The 16,028-nt window shown below is 56.9% G+C and carries 13 protein-coding genes and 4 tRNA genes; 14 read left to right on the forward strand and 3 right to left on the reverse strand.

The window, feature by feature from the left end:
• Positions 1-67: 67 nt before the first annotated feature.
• On the forward strand, positions 68-1,162 hold the full coding sequence (gene nlpD / locus EKL29_RS15095) for a murein hydrolase activator NlpD (RefSeq protein ID WP_120454295.1): 1,095 nt from the start codon (positions 68-70) through the stop codon (positions 1,160-1,162).
• A 50-nt stretch (positions 1,163-1,212) separates the two neighbouring features.
• The gene (gene rpoS / locus EKL29_RS15100) at positions 1,213-2,205 is read left to right on the forward strand and encodes an RNA polymerase sigma factor RpoS (RefSeq protein ID WP_126690100.1); all 993 of its coding nucleotides are present in this window, start codon (positions 1,213-1,215) and stop codon (positions 2,203-2,205) included.
• 100 nt (positions 2,206-2,305) lie between these two features.
• Here rpoS and mutS read toward each other — a convergent pair whose 3' ends face one another.
• Entirely contained in the window at positions 2,306-4,867 is a 2,562-nt protein-coding gene (mutS, locus tag EKL29_RS15105) for a DNA mismatch repair protein MutS (RefSeq protein ID WP_126690101.1), read from the reverse strand.
• Between the two features lie 370 nt (positions 4,868-5,237).
• Positions 5,238-6,011 carry an A24 family peptidase gene (locus EKL29_RS15110; protein ID WP_120454291.1) on the reverse strand — a complete coding sequence of 258 codons (774 nt, stop codon included), beginning with the start codon at positions 6,009-6,011 and terminating at the stop codon, positions 5,238-5,240.
• 291 nt (positions 6,012-6,302) lie between these two features.
• Between EKL29_RS15110 and mltB the strand changes: the two genes are divergently transcribed.
• Together mltB and EKL29_RS15125 are read left to right on the forward strand one after the other, a co-directional pair.
• A complete protein-coding gene (gene mltB, locus EKL29_RS15120; protein WP_126690103.1) occupies positions 6,303-7,385 on the forward strand; it encodes a lytic murein transglycosylase B in 1,083 nt (360 codons plus the stop codon).
• 75 nt (positions 7,386-7,460) lie between these two features.
• Positions 7,461-7,799 carry a zinc ribbon domain-containing protein YjdM gene (locus EKL29_RS15125; RefSeq protein ID WP_120454287.1) on the forward strand — a complete coding sequence of 113 codons (339 nt, stop codon included), beginning with the start codon at positions 7,461-7,463 and terminating at the stop codon, positions 7,797-7,799.
• 33 nt (positions 7,800-7,832) lie between these two features.
• On the opposite strand, the gene EKL29_RS15130 is transcribed toward EKL29_RS15125, so the two are convergent.
• Positions 7,833-8,720: a dihydrodipicolinate synthase family protein gene (locus EKL29_RS15130; protein WP_126690104.1), complete on the reverse strand. Its 888-nt coding sequence runs from the start codon at positions 8,718-8,720 to the stop codon at positions 7,833-7,835.
• Between the two features lie 142 nt (positions 8,721-8,862).
• On the opposite strand from EKL29_RS15130, the gene tam reads away from it, so the two are divergent.
• From tam to EKL29_RS15180, 10 genes are all read left to right on the forward strand, one after another.
• A complete protein-coding gene (gene tam, locus EKL29_RS15135; protein ID WP_126690105.1) occupies positions 8,863-9,642 on the forward strand; it encodes a trans-aconitate 2-methyltransferase in 780 nt (259 codons plus the stop codon).
• A 100-nt stretch (positions 9,643-9,742) separates the two neighbouring features.
• Positions 9,743-10,237 carry a nicotinamide-nucleotide amidase gene (gene pncC, locus EKL29_RS15140; protein ID WP_126690106.1) on the forward strand — a complete coding sequence of 165 codons (495 nt, stop codon included), beginning with the start codon at positions 9,743-9,745 and terminating at the stop codon, positions 10,235-10,237.
• Positions 10,238-10,332: 95 nt separating this feature from the next.
• Positions 10,333-11,406 carry a recombinase RecA gene (gene recA / locus EKL29_RS15145; protein WP_120454278.1) on the forward strand — a complete coding sequence of 358 codons (1,074 nt, stop codon included), beginning with the start codon at positions 10,333-10,335 and terminating at the stop codon, positions 11,404-11,406.
• A gap of 111 nt (positions 11,407-11,517) precedes the next feature.
• Entirely contained in the window at positions 11,518-12,030 is a 513-nt protein-coding gene (locus EKL29_RS15150) for a regulatory protein RecX (protein ID WP_271152745.1), read from the forward strand.
• 136 nt (positions 12,031-12,166) lie between these two features.
• Positions 12,167-14,794, forward strand: a complete 2,628-nt coding sequence (gene alaS / locus EKL29_RS15155) for an alanine--tRNA ligase (protein ID WP_120454276.1) — start codon at positions 12,167-12,169, stop codon at positions 14,792-14,794.
• Positions 14,795-15,044: 250 nt separating this feature from the next.
• The gene (gene csrA / locus EKL29_RS15160; RefSeq protein ID WP_004155916.1) at positions 15,045-15,230 is read left to right on the forward strand and encodes a carbon storage regulator CsrA; all 186 of its coding nucleotides are present in this window, start codon (positions 15,045-15,047) and stop codon (positions 15,228-15,230) included.
• Positions 15,231-15,514: 284 nt separating this feature from the next.
• A tRNA-Ser gene (locus EKL29_RS15165) sits at positions 15,515-15,607 on the forward strand.
• Between the two features lie 9 nt (positions 15,608-15,616).
• A tRNA-Arg gene (locus EKL29_RS15170) sits at positions 15,617-15,693 on the forward strand.
• Between the two features lie 83 nt (positions 15,694-15,776).
• Positions 15,777-15,853: transfer RNA gene (locus EKL29_RS15175), tRNA-Arg, on the forward strand.
• Positions 15,854-15,950: 97 nt separating this feature from the next.
• Positions 15,951-16,027: transfer RNA gene (locus EKL29_RS15180), tRNA-Arg, on the forward strand.
• Position 16,028 lies beyond the last annotated feature (1 nt).

A 16,028-nucleotide genomic window follows, 5' to 3' on the forward strand; every position in this document is an offset into this window, starting at 1 on the left:
CTCACAGAGCTTTGTGCTGGTGTGTTAGCAAGACAGCGTTATTCAGGTTTGCCATCACGGGGGAACAATGAGCACGGGAAGCCCAATATTTCAGTTACGCCGCCTTGCGGCGCTTTCTCTGGTTGGATTTTGGCTGGCAGGCTGTAGTTCAGGCGATAACACACAAGCACCCATTAGCCAGGTTGGAGATAACGGCGGCAGCGGCGGCATGCTTAGCGCGTCAGGCGGCGTTCCGTCGACCCCGCGTCAGGGCGGAATGATTAATAATTCCGTACCTTCCGCGCCGCGCAGCGGCGCAATGGTTAGCGGAAATGATGATAATGTTCAGACGCAAAATGGCCGTATCGTATACAACCGCAGTTATCAGAACATTCCGAAAGGTAGTTACGCGGGCGATACCTATACCGTAAAACGCGGCGATACGCTGTTCTACATCGCCTGGATTACCGGCAACGATTTCCGCGATCTGGCGCAGCGCAACAACGTCCCGGCCCCGTACGGCCTGAATGTCGGCCAGACGTTGCAGGTTGGCAACGGTGCTGGCCAGCCGATTACAGGCGGCAATGCGATTACCGCAGCGGACGCAACGCAGGGTGGCGTCCCGACCGCGCCGCAAATTAAACCAGCGCCTGTTGCACAGCAACCAGTTATTACGTATTCTGATGATTCGGGTAACTCGACTGGTAGCAAATTGTTGCCGTCGAAAGGGACAAATGTTGCAACGACAACAGCTCCCCCCGTGGTTGCCGCACCGCCCACGGTCAGCAGTACAACGAACAGTTCGACGCCGGTTGGAAGCTGGCGTTGGCCGACCGATGGGAAGATTATCGATAACTTCTCTGCCTCTGAAGGGGGGAATAAAGGAATCGATATCGCTGGTTCGCGTGGACAACCTGTCGTCGCTACCGCATCAGGAAGAGTAGTGTACGCAGGCAACGCGCTCCGGGGTTACGGCAACCTGATCATCATTAAGCATAATGATGATTATCTGAGTGCCTACGCCCACAACGATACAATGCTGGTCCGGGAACAACAGGAAGTTAAGGCGGGGCAAAAGATCGCTACCATGGGTAGCACCGGAACCAGTTCAGTTAGATTACATTTTGAAATTCGTTACAAGGGGAAATCCGTAAACCCGTTGCGTTATTTGCCGCAGCGATAAACCGGCAGAACCCTGCTGTTCTGCCCTGGGATCACGGGTAGGAGCCGCTTATGAGCCAGAATACGCTGAAAGTAAACGAGTTACATGAAGATGCGGAATTCGAGGAGAACGGAGCTGAGGTTTTTGATGAGAAGGCTCTTGTTGAAAACGAACCCAGTGATAACGACGTAGCGGAAGAAGAGTTGTTGTCACAGGGTGCGACGCAGCGCGTTTTGGATGCGACGCAGCTCTATCTCGGGGAGATTGGCTATTCCCCGCTGTTGACGGCAGAGGAAGAGGTTTTCTTCGCTCGCCGCGCATTACGAGGCGATATTCCTTCTCGTCGCCGCATGATTGAAAGTAACTTACGACTGGTGGTGAAGATTGCCCGCCGCTACAGCAATCGTGGTCTTGCGCTGCTTGACCTGATTGAAGAGGGCAATCTCGGTTTAATCCGTGCCGTTGAGAAGTTTGACCCAGAGCGTGGGTTCCGTTTCTCAACCTATGCCACCTGGTGGATTCGTCAGACGATTGAACGGGCGATCATGAATCAAACCCGCACCATCCGTCTGCCGATTCACATTGTTAAAGAGCTGAACGTTTATCTGCGCACCGCGCGTGAACTCTCCCACAAGCTCGATCATGAGCCGAGTGCGGAAGAGATTGCGGAGCAGCTGGATAAGCCAGTTGATGACGTCAGCCGTATGCTGCGTCTCAATGAACGCATCACCTCGGTTGATACGCCGCTGGGCGGTGATTCCGAAAAAGCGCTGCTGGACATCCTGGCCGATGAGAAAGACAACGGTCCGGAAGACGCCACGCAGGATGACGATATGAAGCAGAGTATCGTTAAGTGGTTGTTCGAACTGAACGCCAAGCAGCGTGAAGTGCTGGCGCGTCGTTTCGGCCTGCTGGGCTATGAAGCGGCAACGCTTGAGGATGTGGGCCGCGAAATCGGTCTGACCCGTGAGCGTGTACGTCAGATTCAGGTTGAAGGCCTGCGTCGTCTGCGTGAAATTCTGCAGGCGCAGGGTCTGAACATTGAAGCACTGTTTCGTGAGTAACTGACAAAGTTGTAAGTACAAAAAAGCGGTGGCTTAAGCCATCGCTTTTTTTTGTCCGTGAGGCTGGCGACAGAACCAGAAAGGTCTGCCACCAGCGCGCTTACACCAGCGATTTGAGGCGGTAGATCCACTCCAGCGCCTGACGCGGCGTCAGCGTATCGGGATCCAGCGCCTCAAGCGCTTCGACGGCAGGCGAGGTTTCTTCCACCAGTAGCGGCAGCTGCGAGCCGTCAATGGTTGAGGAGGCCGAGTTGTTTGACAGGGTTTCCAGCTCCTTCAGCTTGTTGCGCGCGCGCTTGATGACCTCTTTCGGCACGCCCGCCAGCGCCGCTACCGCCAGACCATAGCTTTTGCTGGCTGCGCCTTCCTGTACGCTGTGCATAAAGGCGATGGTATCGCCATGCTCCACGGCGTCGAGGTGGACATTAAATACGCCCTCCATTTTCTCCGGCAGCGTGGTCAGTTCAAAGTAGTGCGTAGCGAACAGCGTCATCGCCTTGATGCGGTTCGCCAGGCTCTCCGCGCAGGCCCAGGCCAGCGACAGGCCGTCATAGGTTGAGGTGCCGCGTCCAATTTCATCCATCAGCACCAGGCTATGTTCGGTGGCGTTGTGCAGAATGTTGGCGGTTTCCGTCATCTCCACCATAAAGGTCGAGCGGCCTGAAGCGAGATCGTCCGCCGCGCCGATACGGGTAAAGATGCGATCCAGCGGGCCAGCGACCGCCTCTTCCGCCGGCACAAAGCTGCCAATCCAGGTCATCAGCGCGATGAGCGCCGCCTGACGCATATAGGTACTCTTACCGCCCATATTGGGGCCGGTGATGATCAGCATGCGGCGCTGCGGTGCCAGCGACAGTGGATTAGCAATAAAGGGCTCTTTCAGCACCTGTTCAACGACCGGATGACGCCCGCCGGTAATTTTGATGCCGGGCTTCTCCTGCAGAGTAGGGCGACAGTAGTTCAGCGTCCAGGCGCGCTCCGCCAGATTGCTCAGCACGTCCAGCTCGGCGAGCGCGGCGGCACTGAGCTGCAGCGCTTCCAGGTGGGGCAGCAGCTGGTCGAACAGCGACTCGTAGAGGCTTTTCTCCAGCGCCAGCGCCTTCCCTTTCGAAGTAAGCACCTTATCTTCGTACTCTTTGAGCTCGGGAATGATATAGCGCTCTGCGTTTTTCAGCGTCTGGCGGCGCACATAGTGAATAGGCACATGGTCGCTCTGGCCGCGGCTGACCTGAATGTAGTAGCCATGAACAGCGTTAAAGCCAACCTTCAGCGTATCGAGGCCGAGCTTTTCGCGTTCGCGGATCTCCAGCCTGTCCAGATAGTCGCTGGCGCCATCCGCCAGCGCGCGCCACTCATCCAGTTCCGCGTTGTAACCCGGCGCGATGACGCCGCCATCGCGGATCAGCACCGGCGGCGCCTCGATAATCGCCGCCTCAAGCAGTTCACGCAGTTCGGTGAATTCGCCCATTCGCTCGCGCAGACGAACCAGCGCCGTGGACCCGACGTCAGCCAGTAAGGCGTTTAGCTCCGGCAGTTGCTGAAAAGCGTGACGCATACGGGCCAAGTCGCGCGGTCGCGCCGTACGCAGCGCCAGACGCGCCAGAATACGTTCCAGATCGCCAACCTGGCGCAGCACCGGCTGCAGCGTATCGCACAGCGGCTGGAGTTCGGCGATGGCGTCCTGACGCTGGTGAATCACCTGCGCATCGCGCAGCGGCATATGCAGCCAGCGCTTGAGCATGCGGCTGCCCATCGGCGTTACGGTTCGGTCCAGCACCGCCGCCAGGGTATTTTCCGTGCCGCCCGCGAGGTTCTGCGTGATCTCCAGGTTGCGACGCGTGGCGGCGTCCATAATGATGCTGTCCTGCTGCCGCTCCATGCTGAGCGAACGGATATGCGGCAGGGTAGTGCGCTGCGTATCCTTGACGTACTGCAACAGGCAACCCGCAGCGCGCAGCGCCTGATGCGCCTGCTCAACGCCGAATCCGTTCAGATCGCGGGTGCCGAACTGCATGTTCAGCTGCTGGCGCGCGGTATCGATCTCAAACTCCCACAGCGGGCGACGGCGCAGACCGCGACGTTGCTCAATCAGCGACATTGCCTGGAGATCTTCCGGATAGAGCAGTTCGGCTGGATTGGTGCGCTGCAGCTCGGCGGCCATGGTTTCAGCGTCCGCCGGTTCGCTCAGGCGAAAACGGCCGGAGCTGATATCGAGTGTGGCGTAACCAAACCCCTGCGGACTCTGCACGATGGCGGCGAGCAGGTTATCGTGACGCTCCTGCAGCAGCGCTTCGTCGCTGATGGTACCCGGCGTGACGATTCGCACGACTTTACGTTCAACCGGCCCTTTGCTTAACGCCGGATCGCCGATCTGCTCGCAGATTGCGACGGACTCGCCCAACTGCACCAGTTTCGCCAGGTAGCTCTCCACCGCATGGTAGGGCACGCCAGCCATCGGGATGGGCTCTCCCGCCGACGCGCCGCGTTTAGTGAGCGAAATCTCCAGCAGCTGCGATGCACGTTTAGCGTCGTCGTAGAAAAGCTCGTAGAAATCGCCCATGCGATAAAACAGCAGGATGTCAGGGTGTTCCGCCTTCAGGCGCAGATATTGCTGCATCATGGGCGTATGAGCGGTGATGTCCTTATCGACTGATTTGTTCATAAATAATTAGCTCTTAAATCATTCGGTTATTAGGCAAGCCTTGCATCGGACTGCGTGTTCTGGCGTATGTAAAGGGATGAAACCCTTCTAAAACAGAGAGGATGCACGGGATAATGCGGCCCTGGCTGTGAGATAAGCTGCGTCTGAAAGCCATTATGAAAAGTTGCATCCTGAACATCAAGGCTGCCGCTTTACCACCGCCTGTCCGGGCGATGCCCGACCAGCCCGAATCCGGGCGCCCGTTACCAGCGACGGGCGAAAACAGGTTATCGCGCGTGACGTTATCAGGCCGAGGCGCAAAAGCCTAACGGAATCCTGCCTGACGAGCAGCCTGTGCGAGGCGCTACGCAAAAAGCGGCCAGCCACAGCGTCACTTCAGGCTGTAGAGCAGTAGCGCTTCACCCGCCAGTGCCAGACAGGGGCCAAAAGGCAACGGCAGATGCAGCGGACGCCGCATAAACAGGCGCGCCAGCACTACTGCGATTAGGCCGGTACTGGAGGCGATCAGCAGCAACAGGGGAAGCGGCCGCCAGCCCAGCCAGGCGCCGAGTGCCGCCAGCAGTTTAACATCGCCGCCGCCCAGCGCCTCCTGATGGCGCAATACGCGCCAGAGCCAGGCCAGCAGCCGGAACAGCAGATAACCGCCAGCCGCGCCGAAGATGCCCTCTGCCGGACCGCCTTGCGGCAGCATCCCCCACGCCTGAAACAGCAGCCCGAGCCAGAGCAGCGGCAGAGTCAGCGCATCCGGCAGCAACTGATAACGCAGGTCGATCAGCGACAGCGCCAGCACAAATGCGCTCATAACCAGCGCCGCCAGCAGCACGCCGTTCCACGGCAGCCACAGAGCGAGCAGCAGGCTTATCGCCATGGCGGCGAGCTCGGTTGCCGGATAACGCCAGGGGATCGGCAGACGGCAATGGCGACAATGGCCGCGCAGCAGCAGCCAGCCAAGCAGAGGAAGGCAGTCGCCTGCGCGCACGCGCGTTTTACAGCGCGGGCAGTGAGAGCGGGGCAGCAGTAGCGAAAAGCCCGGCTGGGGGCGCAGCACCATCAGTGGCAGACGGTAAATCACGACGTTGAGAAAGCTGCCGACGCAGAGCGCCAGCACGCCCAGCAGCAGCCAGCAAAGGAGATTATCGCTCATCGTTAGTTATTCCTCTTCCTTGATGTGCCGCACTTGAGTCAACTGCTCAAGGGGCACGGCCTGACCGCACTTTATCCGTGTCTTTCATCATCGTGTTGAACAGATCGCTGTTTTCAGGCGACTTTGCGAGAGGCTTCTCAGCCAACAGTGCGGCATTACTGCTTTTTGCCGATGCTTCCTGCGCCGGTTCGCAATTTTTCTCTGGCGCTATTTTTACGTTTCGCCCTGTCCATTCTGTGAGTGAATGTTTACCATAATTCGTTACCTTCACTGCATGCTTATGGATATCAAATGCGTTTTAAGATCAGCTTATTTCCGCTTATTGCCCTACTTGCCGCCTGCAGCAGTAAACCTGAATCCGCGACGCAGGCCGCTACGCTGGCCGCGCCGAAAGGGGGCTTTCTGCTTGAACAGTCCCACGCCGTACAGCCAGTGCTCGGCGATTTTGCCGGGAATCCGGCCGCCGAACAGTTTATCGACCAGATGGTGAAGAAGCATGGCTTCGACCGCCAGCAGCTGCATGCCGTTATCGGGCAGGCCAAACGGCTGGATTACGTGTTGCGTCTGATGGATCGCCAGGCACCCGCCTATACGCTGCCAGCCGGGCCTAACGGGGCGTGGATCCGCTATCGCAAGCAGTTCATTACGCCGGACAACGTACAAAACGGCGTCGCCTTCTGGAACCAGTATCAGGATGCCTTAACGCGCGCCCAGCAGGTATATGGCGTGCCGCCGGAGATTATCGTTGGCATTATCGGCGTAGAGACGCGCTGGGGGCGCGTAATGGGGAAAACGCGTATTCTGGATGCGCTTGCCACGCTCTCGTTTAACTATCCGCGCCGCGCCAGCTACTTCAGCAGCGAACTGGAAACCTTTCTGCTGATGGCGCGCAACGAAGAGGACGATCCGCTCGATCTGAAAGGATCGTTCGCCGGCGCGATGGGCTACGGCCAGTTTATGCCTTCTTCTTATCAGCAGTATGCCGTGGATTTTAACGGCGACGGCCACGTCAATCTGTGGGATCCGGTAGACGCCATCGGCAGCGTCGCGCACTACTTTAAAGAGCATGGCTGGCGCAGCGGGGAGGGCGTCGCTGTCCCGGCCAGCGGTCAGGCGCCGCTGCTGGAGAACGGTTTCAAAACCAGCTACACGCCGCAAATGCTGGCGGCATCCGGCCTCTCTCCGCAGGGCTCTCTGGACGGTAATAACCAGGTCAGCCTGCTGCGCCTGGATATGGGCACCAGCTACCAGTACTGGTACGGCTTGCCTAACTTCTACGTTATTACCCGCTACAACCACAGCACCCACTATGCGATGGCGGTATGGCAGCTGGGCGAGGCGGTCAGCAAAGCGCGCAGCGGCGCTATGTTTTGACAGTTGTCCTTAGCAACAGTAAGGGGATATGATGGCGCCCTCAGCGTCATCATATCTGTTGTTTCAGGAGCCGTTATGCAATCACTTCCCGCGTGTCCCCTTTGTCAGGCTGATTACAGCTGGCAGGACGGCGACAATCTTAACTGTCCCGCCTGCGGTCATATCTGGTCGCTGAGCGAAGGCGAAAGTAACGTGGACCGCCTGGTGGTGCGCGACGCCAACGGCAATCTGCTTGAGGATGGCGACACGGTGACCGTCGTTAAAGATCTCAAAGTGAAGGGCAGCTCCTCCACGCTGAAAATCGGCACGCGCGTTAAGGGGATCCGTCTGGTGGAAGGCGATCACAATATCGACTGCAAGATCGAGGGTTTCGGCCCAATGAAGCTGAAGTCGGAGTTTGTAAAACGCGGATAAAACACACGGGCGCGCTGCACCCGCATCCCTCTCTTATTCAAACAGCCGGTCAAGCGCCTCGCACTGCTCAGCGCTAAGCGCACCGCCGTAATTGCGCGACTGGCTGGTCATAGAATCAAAACGGCGCGACACCGCGGTTTTGATAGTCGTAACAAAATCCTCTCCGATAGCGTAAATCGCCATCATTCTGCCGATGCGCTGCTGAATAGACGCCAGCGCCGCCAGGTCCTGCTCGTGCCACGCCGCCATTGCCGCCGCGAACAGTTCCGGCACAATATTATTCAGACCTGAAATTACGCCCGCCCCGCCAGCCAGCAGGTTTGGCACCAGATATTCGTCATAGCCCGAAAGTACGGCGAAATCGTCGCGTACCTTTCTGGTCTCCTCAATCAGCGCGCGGTTGTGCGACAGAGAGTCAACCGTATCTTTTATGCCAATAAAGCCAGGCAGCTCCGCCGCCAGCTCGCTGACAAGTGCCGGGCTGAGATCGCAGCCGGTGCGCGCCGGAAAATTGTAGGCGAACCATTTACCGCCGATGCGCTTATCCAGCTCGCGGAAGTAGCTCAACAGCTGACGTGGGGTTTGCCCATAATAATAGGGCGGCAGCACCATCACCGCGTCAAAACCGTTTTTCCAGGCCGCCTCGGCCAGCTCCAGCATATCCGGCACGCAGGTGCTGGAGATGTTAGCAACCATGCTGAGGGGCGAGAGCTGGCGCGCTTCGCGAATAAGCAGCAAACGCTCCTGCTGCGTCAGCGAGGCAAATTCGCCAATGCTGCCCATCAGCAGTAAGGTATTAATGCCTGACGTGTTCAGTCGGGCAAAATGGCGACCCAGGGCATCAATATCTGGCTGCCCTTGCTGCGTAAAAGGCGTAACGGAGGGGCACCATACGCCGGAAAATGCGGGTTGCGAGATCATAAACGCTCCTGAATGTGAAAAATGAAACGTTGTTTTAACTTAATGCGCAGCGCGAACGCTTGCCACCGCGACGCGCAAAATTGGGCAACGCATCGCATTTTTCCGCTTCGGACACGCTTTTGAGCTAACGCAGAGGTCAAATATGCAGGACTGGGATCCTCAACTCTATCGGCAATTCGAATCTGAAAGAACGCGACCTGCGCAGGAGCTGCTGGCGCGCATACCCGTTACCGATGTGCGCTTCGCCACGGATCTCGGATGCGGCCCGGGCAACAGCACTGAGCTGCTGGCGCGCGCCTGGCCTGACGCACAGATTTACGGGCTGGACAGTTCGGAGGCGATGCTGGCGCAGGCGCGTGAAAGCGTGCCTCGCTGTACTTTCCTCCAGGAGGATATTCGGCGCTGGCGGGCGACAGAGCCGCAGCAGGTGATTTACGCCAATGCCTCGCTGCAGTGGCTTGACGAGCATGACAGGCTATTGCCGCATCTGACGAGTCAACTGGATAGCGGCGGCGCGCTGGCGATACAGATGCCGGATAATCTGCAGGAGCCTTCGCATCGCCTGATGCGTGAAATCGCCGCGTGCGATCCCTGGCGTCAGCGTATCGGCGAAGTGGAGCGTAAAAAGTTGCTCACCGGCGAGCGCTATTACGATCTCCTGACACAGGCGGGCTGCGAGGTGGATCTCTGGCGCACCACCTACTACCACATCATGGCCGACGCGCAGGCGATCGTCGACTGGCTGAAAGCGACCGGGCTGCGGCCGTTTCTTAATGCGCTTGAGCCTGACGAACGGCCGCGCTTTCTGGAGCAGTATCGTCAGGTGTTGCAGCAGGCTTATATGCCGCGCGCCGACGGTCGCATTTTGCTGGCCTTTCCCCGCCTTTTTATCGTAGCGGTGAAAAAGGCGTCGTCACGCTGAGAGATGATGCGCAAAGGCGGCAGGCTTTATGCCGGATGGGTTGAAAATGCTCCGCTTCTGCACCATGTTCTCTTTACTGAGCAGATAAGGATGAGATGCTATGAATGACCTGGAATTACAGCGTCTGAGCGCGGCAGTCGGTGAGCGTCTGAAGGCGAAAAGCGCGACGGTTACCTGCGCTGAATCCTGTACGGGCGGCTGGATTGCTAAGGTGTTTACCGATATCAGCGGCAGCTCCGCCTGGTTCGAACGCGGTTTCGTTACTTACAGCAACAGCGCCAAGCAGGAGCTGGTGGGCGTCTCAGCGGCTTCGCTTGCGCAGTATGGCGCAGTGAGCGAGGCTGTAGTGCGTGAGATGGCGCAGGGCGCGCAGCATGCCGCGCAGGCGGACTACGCGGTGTCGGTCAGCGGCATTGCCGGACCGGACGGCGGCAGCGCGGGAAAACCGGTCGGCACCGTGTGGTTCGGCTTCGCTGCGCCGGATGGCGTAGTGACCGCTAAACGCCAGCAATTTCAAGGGGATCGCGAGTCGGTGCGCCGACAGTCCGTGGCGTTCGCGCTCCAGACATTACAGGACGATTTTTTGGCAAATTAAGCTTGATACTGTATGACTATACAGTATAATTAGCAGCAACAGAAAGCGAGCAGGCATTTGTAGCGTGCTTACCCCCGTATGAGTCAGGAGTAGAAATGGCAATTGACGAAAACAAACAGAAGGCTTTAGCTGCTGCGCTGGGCCAGATTGAAAAGCAATTCGGTAAAGGCTCCATCATGCGTCTGGGTGAAGACCGCTCAATGGACGTAGAAACTATTTCTACCGGTTCGCTTTCACTGGATATCGCGCTGGGCGCCGGCGGTTTGCCGATGGGCCGTATCGTCGAAATTTATGGACCGGAATCTTCTGGTAAAACCACGCTGACGCTGCAGGTTATCGCCGCAGCGCAGCGCAAAGGCAAAACCTGTGCCTTTATCGATGCTGAACACGCGCTGGATCCGGTTTACGCTAAAAAGCTCGGCGTTGACATCGACAACCTGCTCTGTTCGCAGCCCGATACCGGCGAGCAGGCGCTGGAGATTTGTGACGCGCTGGCGCGTTCAGGCGCAGTAGACGTTATCATCGTCGACTCCGTCGCGGCGCTGACGCCGAAAGCGGAGATCGAAGGCGAAATCGGCGACTCTCACATGGGCCTTGCGGCACGTATGATGAGCCAGGCGATGCGTAAGCTGGCGGGTAACCTGAAGCAGTCCAACACACTGCTGATCTTTATCAACCAGATCCGTATGAAAATTGGCGTGATGTTTGGTAACCCGGAAACCACTACCGGCGGTAACGCGCTGAAGTTCTACGCTTCCGTTCGCCTTGATATCCGCCGTATCGGCGCGATTAAAGAGGGCGATGAAGTAGTAGGTAGCGAAACCCGCGTTAAAGTCGTGAAGAACAAAATCGCCGCGCCGTTTAAGCAGGCTGAGTTCCAGATCATGTACGGCGAAGGCATTAACACCTTCGGTGAGCTGGTAGACCTGGGCGTGAAGTACAAGCTGGTCGAAAAAGCCGGTGCCTGGTACAGCTATAACGGCGACAAGATTGGTCAGGGTAAAGCGAACGCCACCAATTTCCTTAAGGAAAACCCGGCGATCGCTAACGAGCTGGATGTGAAACTGCGCGATATGCTGCTGAACAGTGCAGCAGCAGAAGCGGGCGCTGCCGAAGCGCCGGCAGGCGCGCTGGAAGATGCAGCCAGCGAGACGAACGAAGACTTCTAACCCTGTAGCGGGAGTGGGCAACCACTCCCGTTTTTCGTTTTAGCGACCTTCTCTTTCTTTCCTCTCCGTTCTGCCGCCATAATTCCCTTCTGATTGAGCAAGGTGAGTCCTATGTCTGAACAACCGCAACCCAGGGAAATCCCTTTTCCACGTCTGCTCGATCGCGCTATGCGCATTCTGGCGCAGCGCGATCACAGTGAAGCGGAGCTGCGCAGAAAACTACAGCAGTCAGTGCAGCGCGCGGCATTTATCCAGCAGAGTGAACCTGAAATCATCACCGACGCGCAGCTGGATAAAGTGATCGGCTGGTGTCAGGAAAATGGCTGGCTCAATGAGGCGCGCTTTACCGAACGCTTTATCCAGAGCCGCAGCCGCAAAGGATATGGTCCACAGCGCATCCGGCTGGAGCTGGGACAGAAAGGCGTGGCGCGCCCTGAAATTGATATCGCGATGGAAGCCTGTGAAATTGACTGGAGCGCCTGCGCCGCGCAGCTGGCGGAGCGCAAATTTGGCCTCCCTTTGCCAACGGAGTGGAAGGCCAAAGCGAAAGTTCAGCGTTATTTGCAGTCAAAAGGCTTTTTCATGGAGGATATTCAGGCCGTTTTCAGAAATTTTGACGACTGAAAGCCGCGCGGGGTTTTACTTCCCTGTGAAGAAAATTTATCTTATTCCCACTTTTTTGTTCCACTGAACGGAAAGCTGCGCGGATGCGGCTTGTCTGACAGAACGGAACTTTCGTTAGCGTGATTCCAGGATATATATGAGCAAGAGCACTGCTGAGATCCGTCAAGCGTTTCTCGACTTTTTCCATAGCAAGGGACATCAGGTTGTAGCCAGCAGCTCCCTCGTACCGAATAACGACCCGACGCTGCTGTTCACCAACGCCGGCATGGTCCAGTTTAAGGATGTCTTCCTCGGCCAGGACAAGCGCGACTATTCGCGTGCGACCACGTCGCAGCGCTGCGTGCGCGCCGGTGGCAAGCACAACGATCTGGAAAACGTCGGCTATACCGCACGTCACCACACTTTCTTTGAAATGCTGGGCAACTTCAGCTTCGGCGACTATTTCAAAAAAGAGGCGATTGCTTATGCCTGGGAACTGCTGACGGGAGAAACCTGGTTCGCTCTGCCGAAAGAGCGTCTGTGGGTTACCGTATATGAGACCGATGACGAAGCCTACGACATCTGGGCCAACGATATCGGCGTACCGCGCGAGCGCATTATCCGTATCGGCGACAACAAAGGCAGCGCTTACGCCTCTGACAACTTCTGGCAGATGGGCGATACCGGCCCTTGCGGTCCCTGCAGCGAAATTTTCTACGATCATGGCGATCACATCTGGGGCGGCCCGCCGGGAAGCCCGGAAGAAGATGGCGATCGCTATATTGAGATCTGGAATATCGTCTTTATGCAGTTCAACCGTCAGCCGGACGGCACCATGCTGCCGCTGCCGAAGCCGTCGGTTGATACCGGCATGGGACTGGAGCGTATCTCCGCCGTGCTGCAGCACGTCAATTCCAACTATGAAATTGATCTGTTCGCAAAACTGATCAAAGCGGTAGCCGAAGTGACCGGCGCAACCGATCTCAGCAATAAATCGCTGCGCGTTATCGCCGACCATATCCGCTCTTGCGCCTTCCTGATCGCCGACGGCGTTATTCCGTCTAACGAAAACCGGGGTTACGTACTGCGCCGCATCATTCGTCGCGCGGTTCGTCACGGCAATATGCTGGGTGCGAAAGAGGCATTCTTCTACAAACTGGTTGCCCCACTGGTTGAGGTAATGGGCGCCGCGGGCGAAGATCTGAAGCGTCAGCAGAGCCAGGTAGAAACCGTACTCAAAACCGAAGAAGAGCAGTTCGCTAAAACACTGGAGCGCGGTTTGACGCTGCTGGACGACGAGCTGGCGAAACTGCAGGGCGATACGCTGGATGGCGAGACCGTTTTCCGTCTTTACGATACCTTTGGCTTCCCGGTTGACCTGACGGCTGACGTCTGCCGTGAACGTAACCTGAAAATTGACGAAGCGGGCTTTGAAAAAGCCATGGAACAGCAGCGCCAGCGCGCGCGCGAGGCGAGCGGTTTCGGCGCTGACTACAGCAACGTCATCAGTATCGACGCGGCTTCAGCCTTTAAAGGCTATGACCAGCTTGACCTGACGGCTACCGTTAAGGCGATCTACGTTGACGGCGTCGCGGTAGAAGAGGTCGCTGCAGGCCAGGAAGCGGTTGTGGTACTGGATGAAACGCCCTTTTACGGTGAATCTGGCGGCCAGGTAGGCGATACGGGCCTGTTGAAAGGGAAGAATGCTGAATTTAGCGTTCAGGATACACAAAAATATGGCCAGGCTATTGGCCATATCGGTAAGCTGACAACAGGTCATCTGCGTATCAGCGATCGCGTTGAGGCGCAGGTTGATGAAGCGCGCCGCGCGCGCATTCGTCTGAACCACTCCGCAACGCATCTGCTACACGCGGCGCTGCGTCAGGTTCTTGGCGAACATGTGGCGCAGAAAGGCTCTCTGGTCAACGATAAATACCTGCGTTTCGACTTCTCACATTTCGAAGCGATGAAACCGCAGGAAATTCATCAGGTCGAAGAGATCGTCAACGCGCAGATTCGTCGCAACCTGCTGGTTGAAACTGACGTAATGGATATTGACGCAGCCAAAGGCAAGGGCGCGATGGCGCTGTTCGGCGAGAAATACGATCAGCGCGTGCGCGTGCTGACCATGGGTGATTTCTCCATCGAGCTGTGCGGCGGCACGCACGCAGCGCGTACTGGCGATATCGGCCTGTTCCGCATTCTGAGCGAGTCCGGTACCGCCGCAGGCGTACGTCGTATCGAAGCTGTAACCGGCGAGGGCGCGCTGGCGCAGGTTTATGCGCAGAGCAGCCAGCTGAACGAGATCGCGCAGCTGGTGAAAGCCAACAGCAGCAATCTGAATGATAAAGTGCGCGGTCTGGTCGATCACGTGCGTGCGCTAGAGAAAGAGCTGCAGCAGCTGCGCGATCAGCAGGCCGCTCTGGAAAGTGCTTCGCTGAGCAGTAAGGCTATCGACATCAAGGGCGCGAAGCTGCTGGTAAGCGAGCTGAGCAACGTTGAGCCGAAAATGTTGCGCACCATGGTCGATGACCTGAAAAACCAGCTGGGTTCGGCGGTGATTGTGCTGGCGACCGTAGCGGAAGGAAAAGTGTCGTTAATCGCGGGCGTGACCAAAGATTTGACTGACCGCGTAAAAGCGGGCGAGCTGGTGGGCGAGCTGGCGCAGCAGGTCGGCGGCAAAGGCGGCGGGCGTCCAGATATGGCGCAGGCTGGTGGTACCGATGCGCAGGCGCTGAAAGGCGCGCTGGCGGGCGTTGAAAACTGGGTCAACAGCCGTCTGTAACAAAATAGAACAATGCATCGTGAAAAGCGCCAGGGACTGAGGTTCCGGCGCTTTTTAATACGATGTGCATCAGGTAATGACAAAGTCAGGTCGATGTAGTGTATTTCGGCTAAACTAACTATCAGCAGAATGTATTGGCGTAGCGACGTACATTGGTGTATTTGTCATAGTCAATGTTCAGCGTTAAATGATGGATAATGCCGGGAGCCCGAACAGAGCCCGACTCTTTTAATCTTTCAAGGAGCAAAGAATGCTTATTCTAACTCGTCGAGTTGGTGAAACCCTCATGATTGGCGATGAGGTGACTGTAACGGTGCTGGGAGTGAAAGGTAACCAGGTTCGTATCGGTGTGAACGCGCCAAAAGAGGTCTCAGTGCATCGCGAAGAGATTTATCAGCGCATTCAGGCCGAAAAAACTCAGCAAACGAGTTACTAACGGATTCAGCGCCTCGCAGCTTTTTGCGAGGCGCGACCGCTTTCCCGCACCTCTTCTTTTTTATTCCCGCTTCGTTTTTCTGATTATTTTCCCGCTTGCCTGCTTTTACTGTTGATAATTCACTCTTTTTGTCGGCAAATTACCCCAATTGAGCGTCATTTGTGCAAACGATCAGGCGGCGGGAAAAATTGTTTGACTTATAAGTGCGGGAAAGTAATATGTGCGCCACGCAGTGCCGATGAGCGGAAACAAAGTTCAGAAGCACGGTTCGCAAGAACGCGTAAGGTGAGGTGGCCGAGAGGCTGAAGGCGCTCCCCTGCTAAGGGAGTATGCGGTCAAAAGCTGCATCCGGGGTTCGAATCCCCGCCTCACCGCCATTTTCCGATGCATCCGTAGCTCAGCTGGATAGAGTACTCGGCTACGAACCGAGCGGTCGGAGGTTCGAATCCTCCCGGATGCACCATCTGGAAAATGCGAAAGTAAGTGAAAGAGTCGTTCCTTTCTCGGTGAGTTGTTAGCACCCTGCGTTGTACAAGAATTATCTATGCATCCGTAGCTCAGCTGGATAGAGTACTCGGCTACGAACCGAGCGGTCGGAGGTTCGAATCCTCCCGGATGCACCATATCTCAGGATATGGGCAAGGCACCTCAAAGCGAGATGCGTTAATTCCTGGCACTTCCTGGTTGTCTGATTTATCCCCTGCAAAACGATTTCTCAATGCATCCGTAGCTCAGCTGGATAGAGTACTCGGCTACGAACCGAGCGGTCGGAGGTTCGAATCCTCCCGGATGCACCAT

It is taken from the genome of Pantoea sp. YU22 (assembly GCF_003970755.1).
GTDB classification, from domain to species: domain Bacteria; phylum Pseudomonadota; class Gammaproteobacteria; order Enterobacterales; family Enterobacteriaceae; genus Pantoea; species Pantoea piersonii.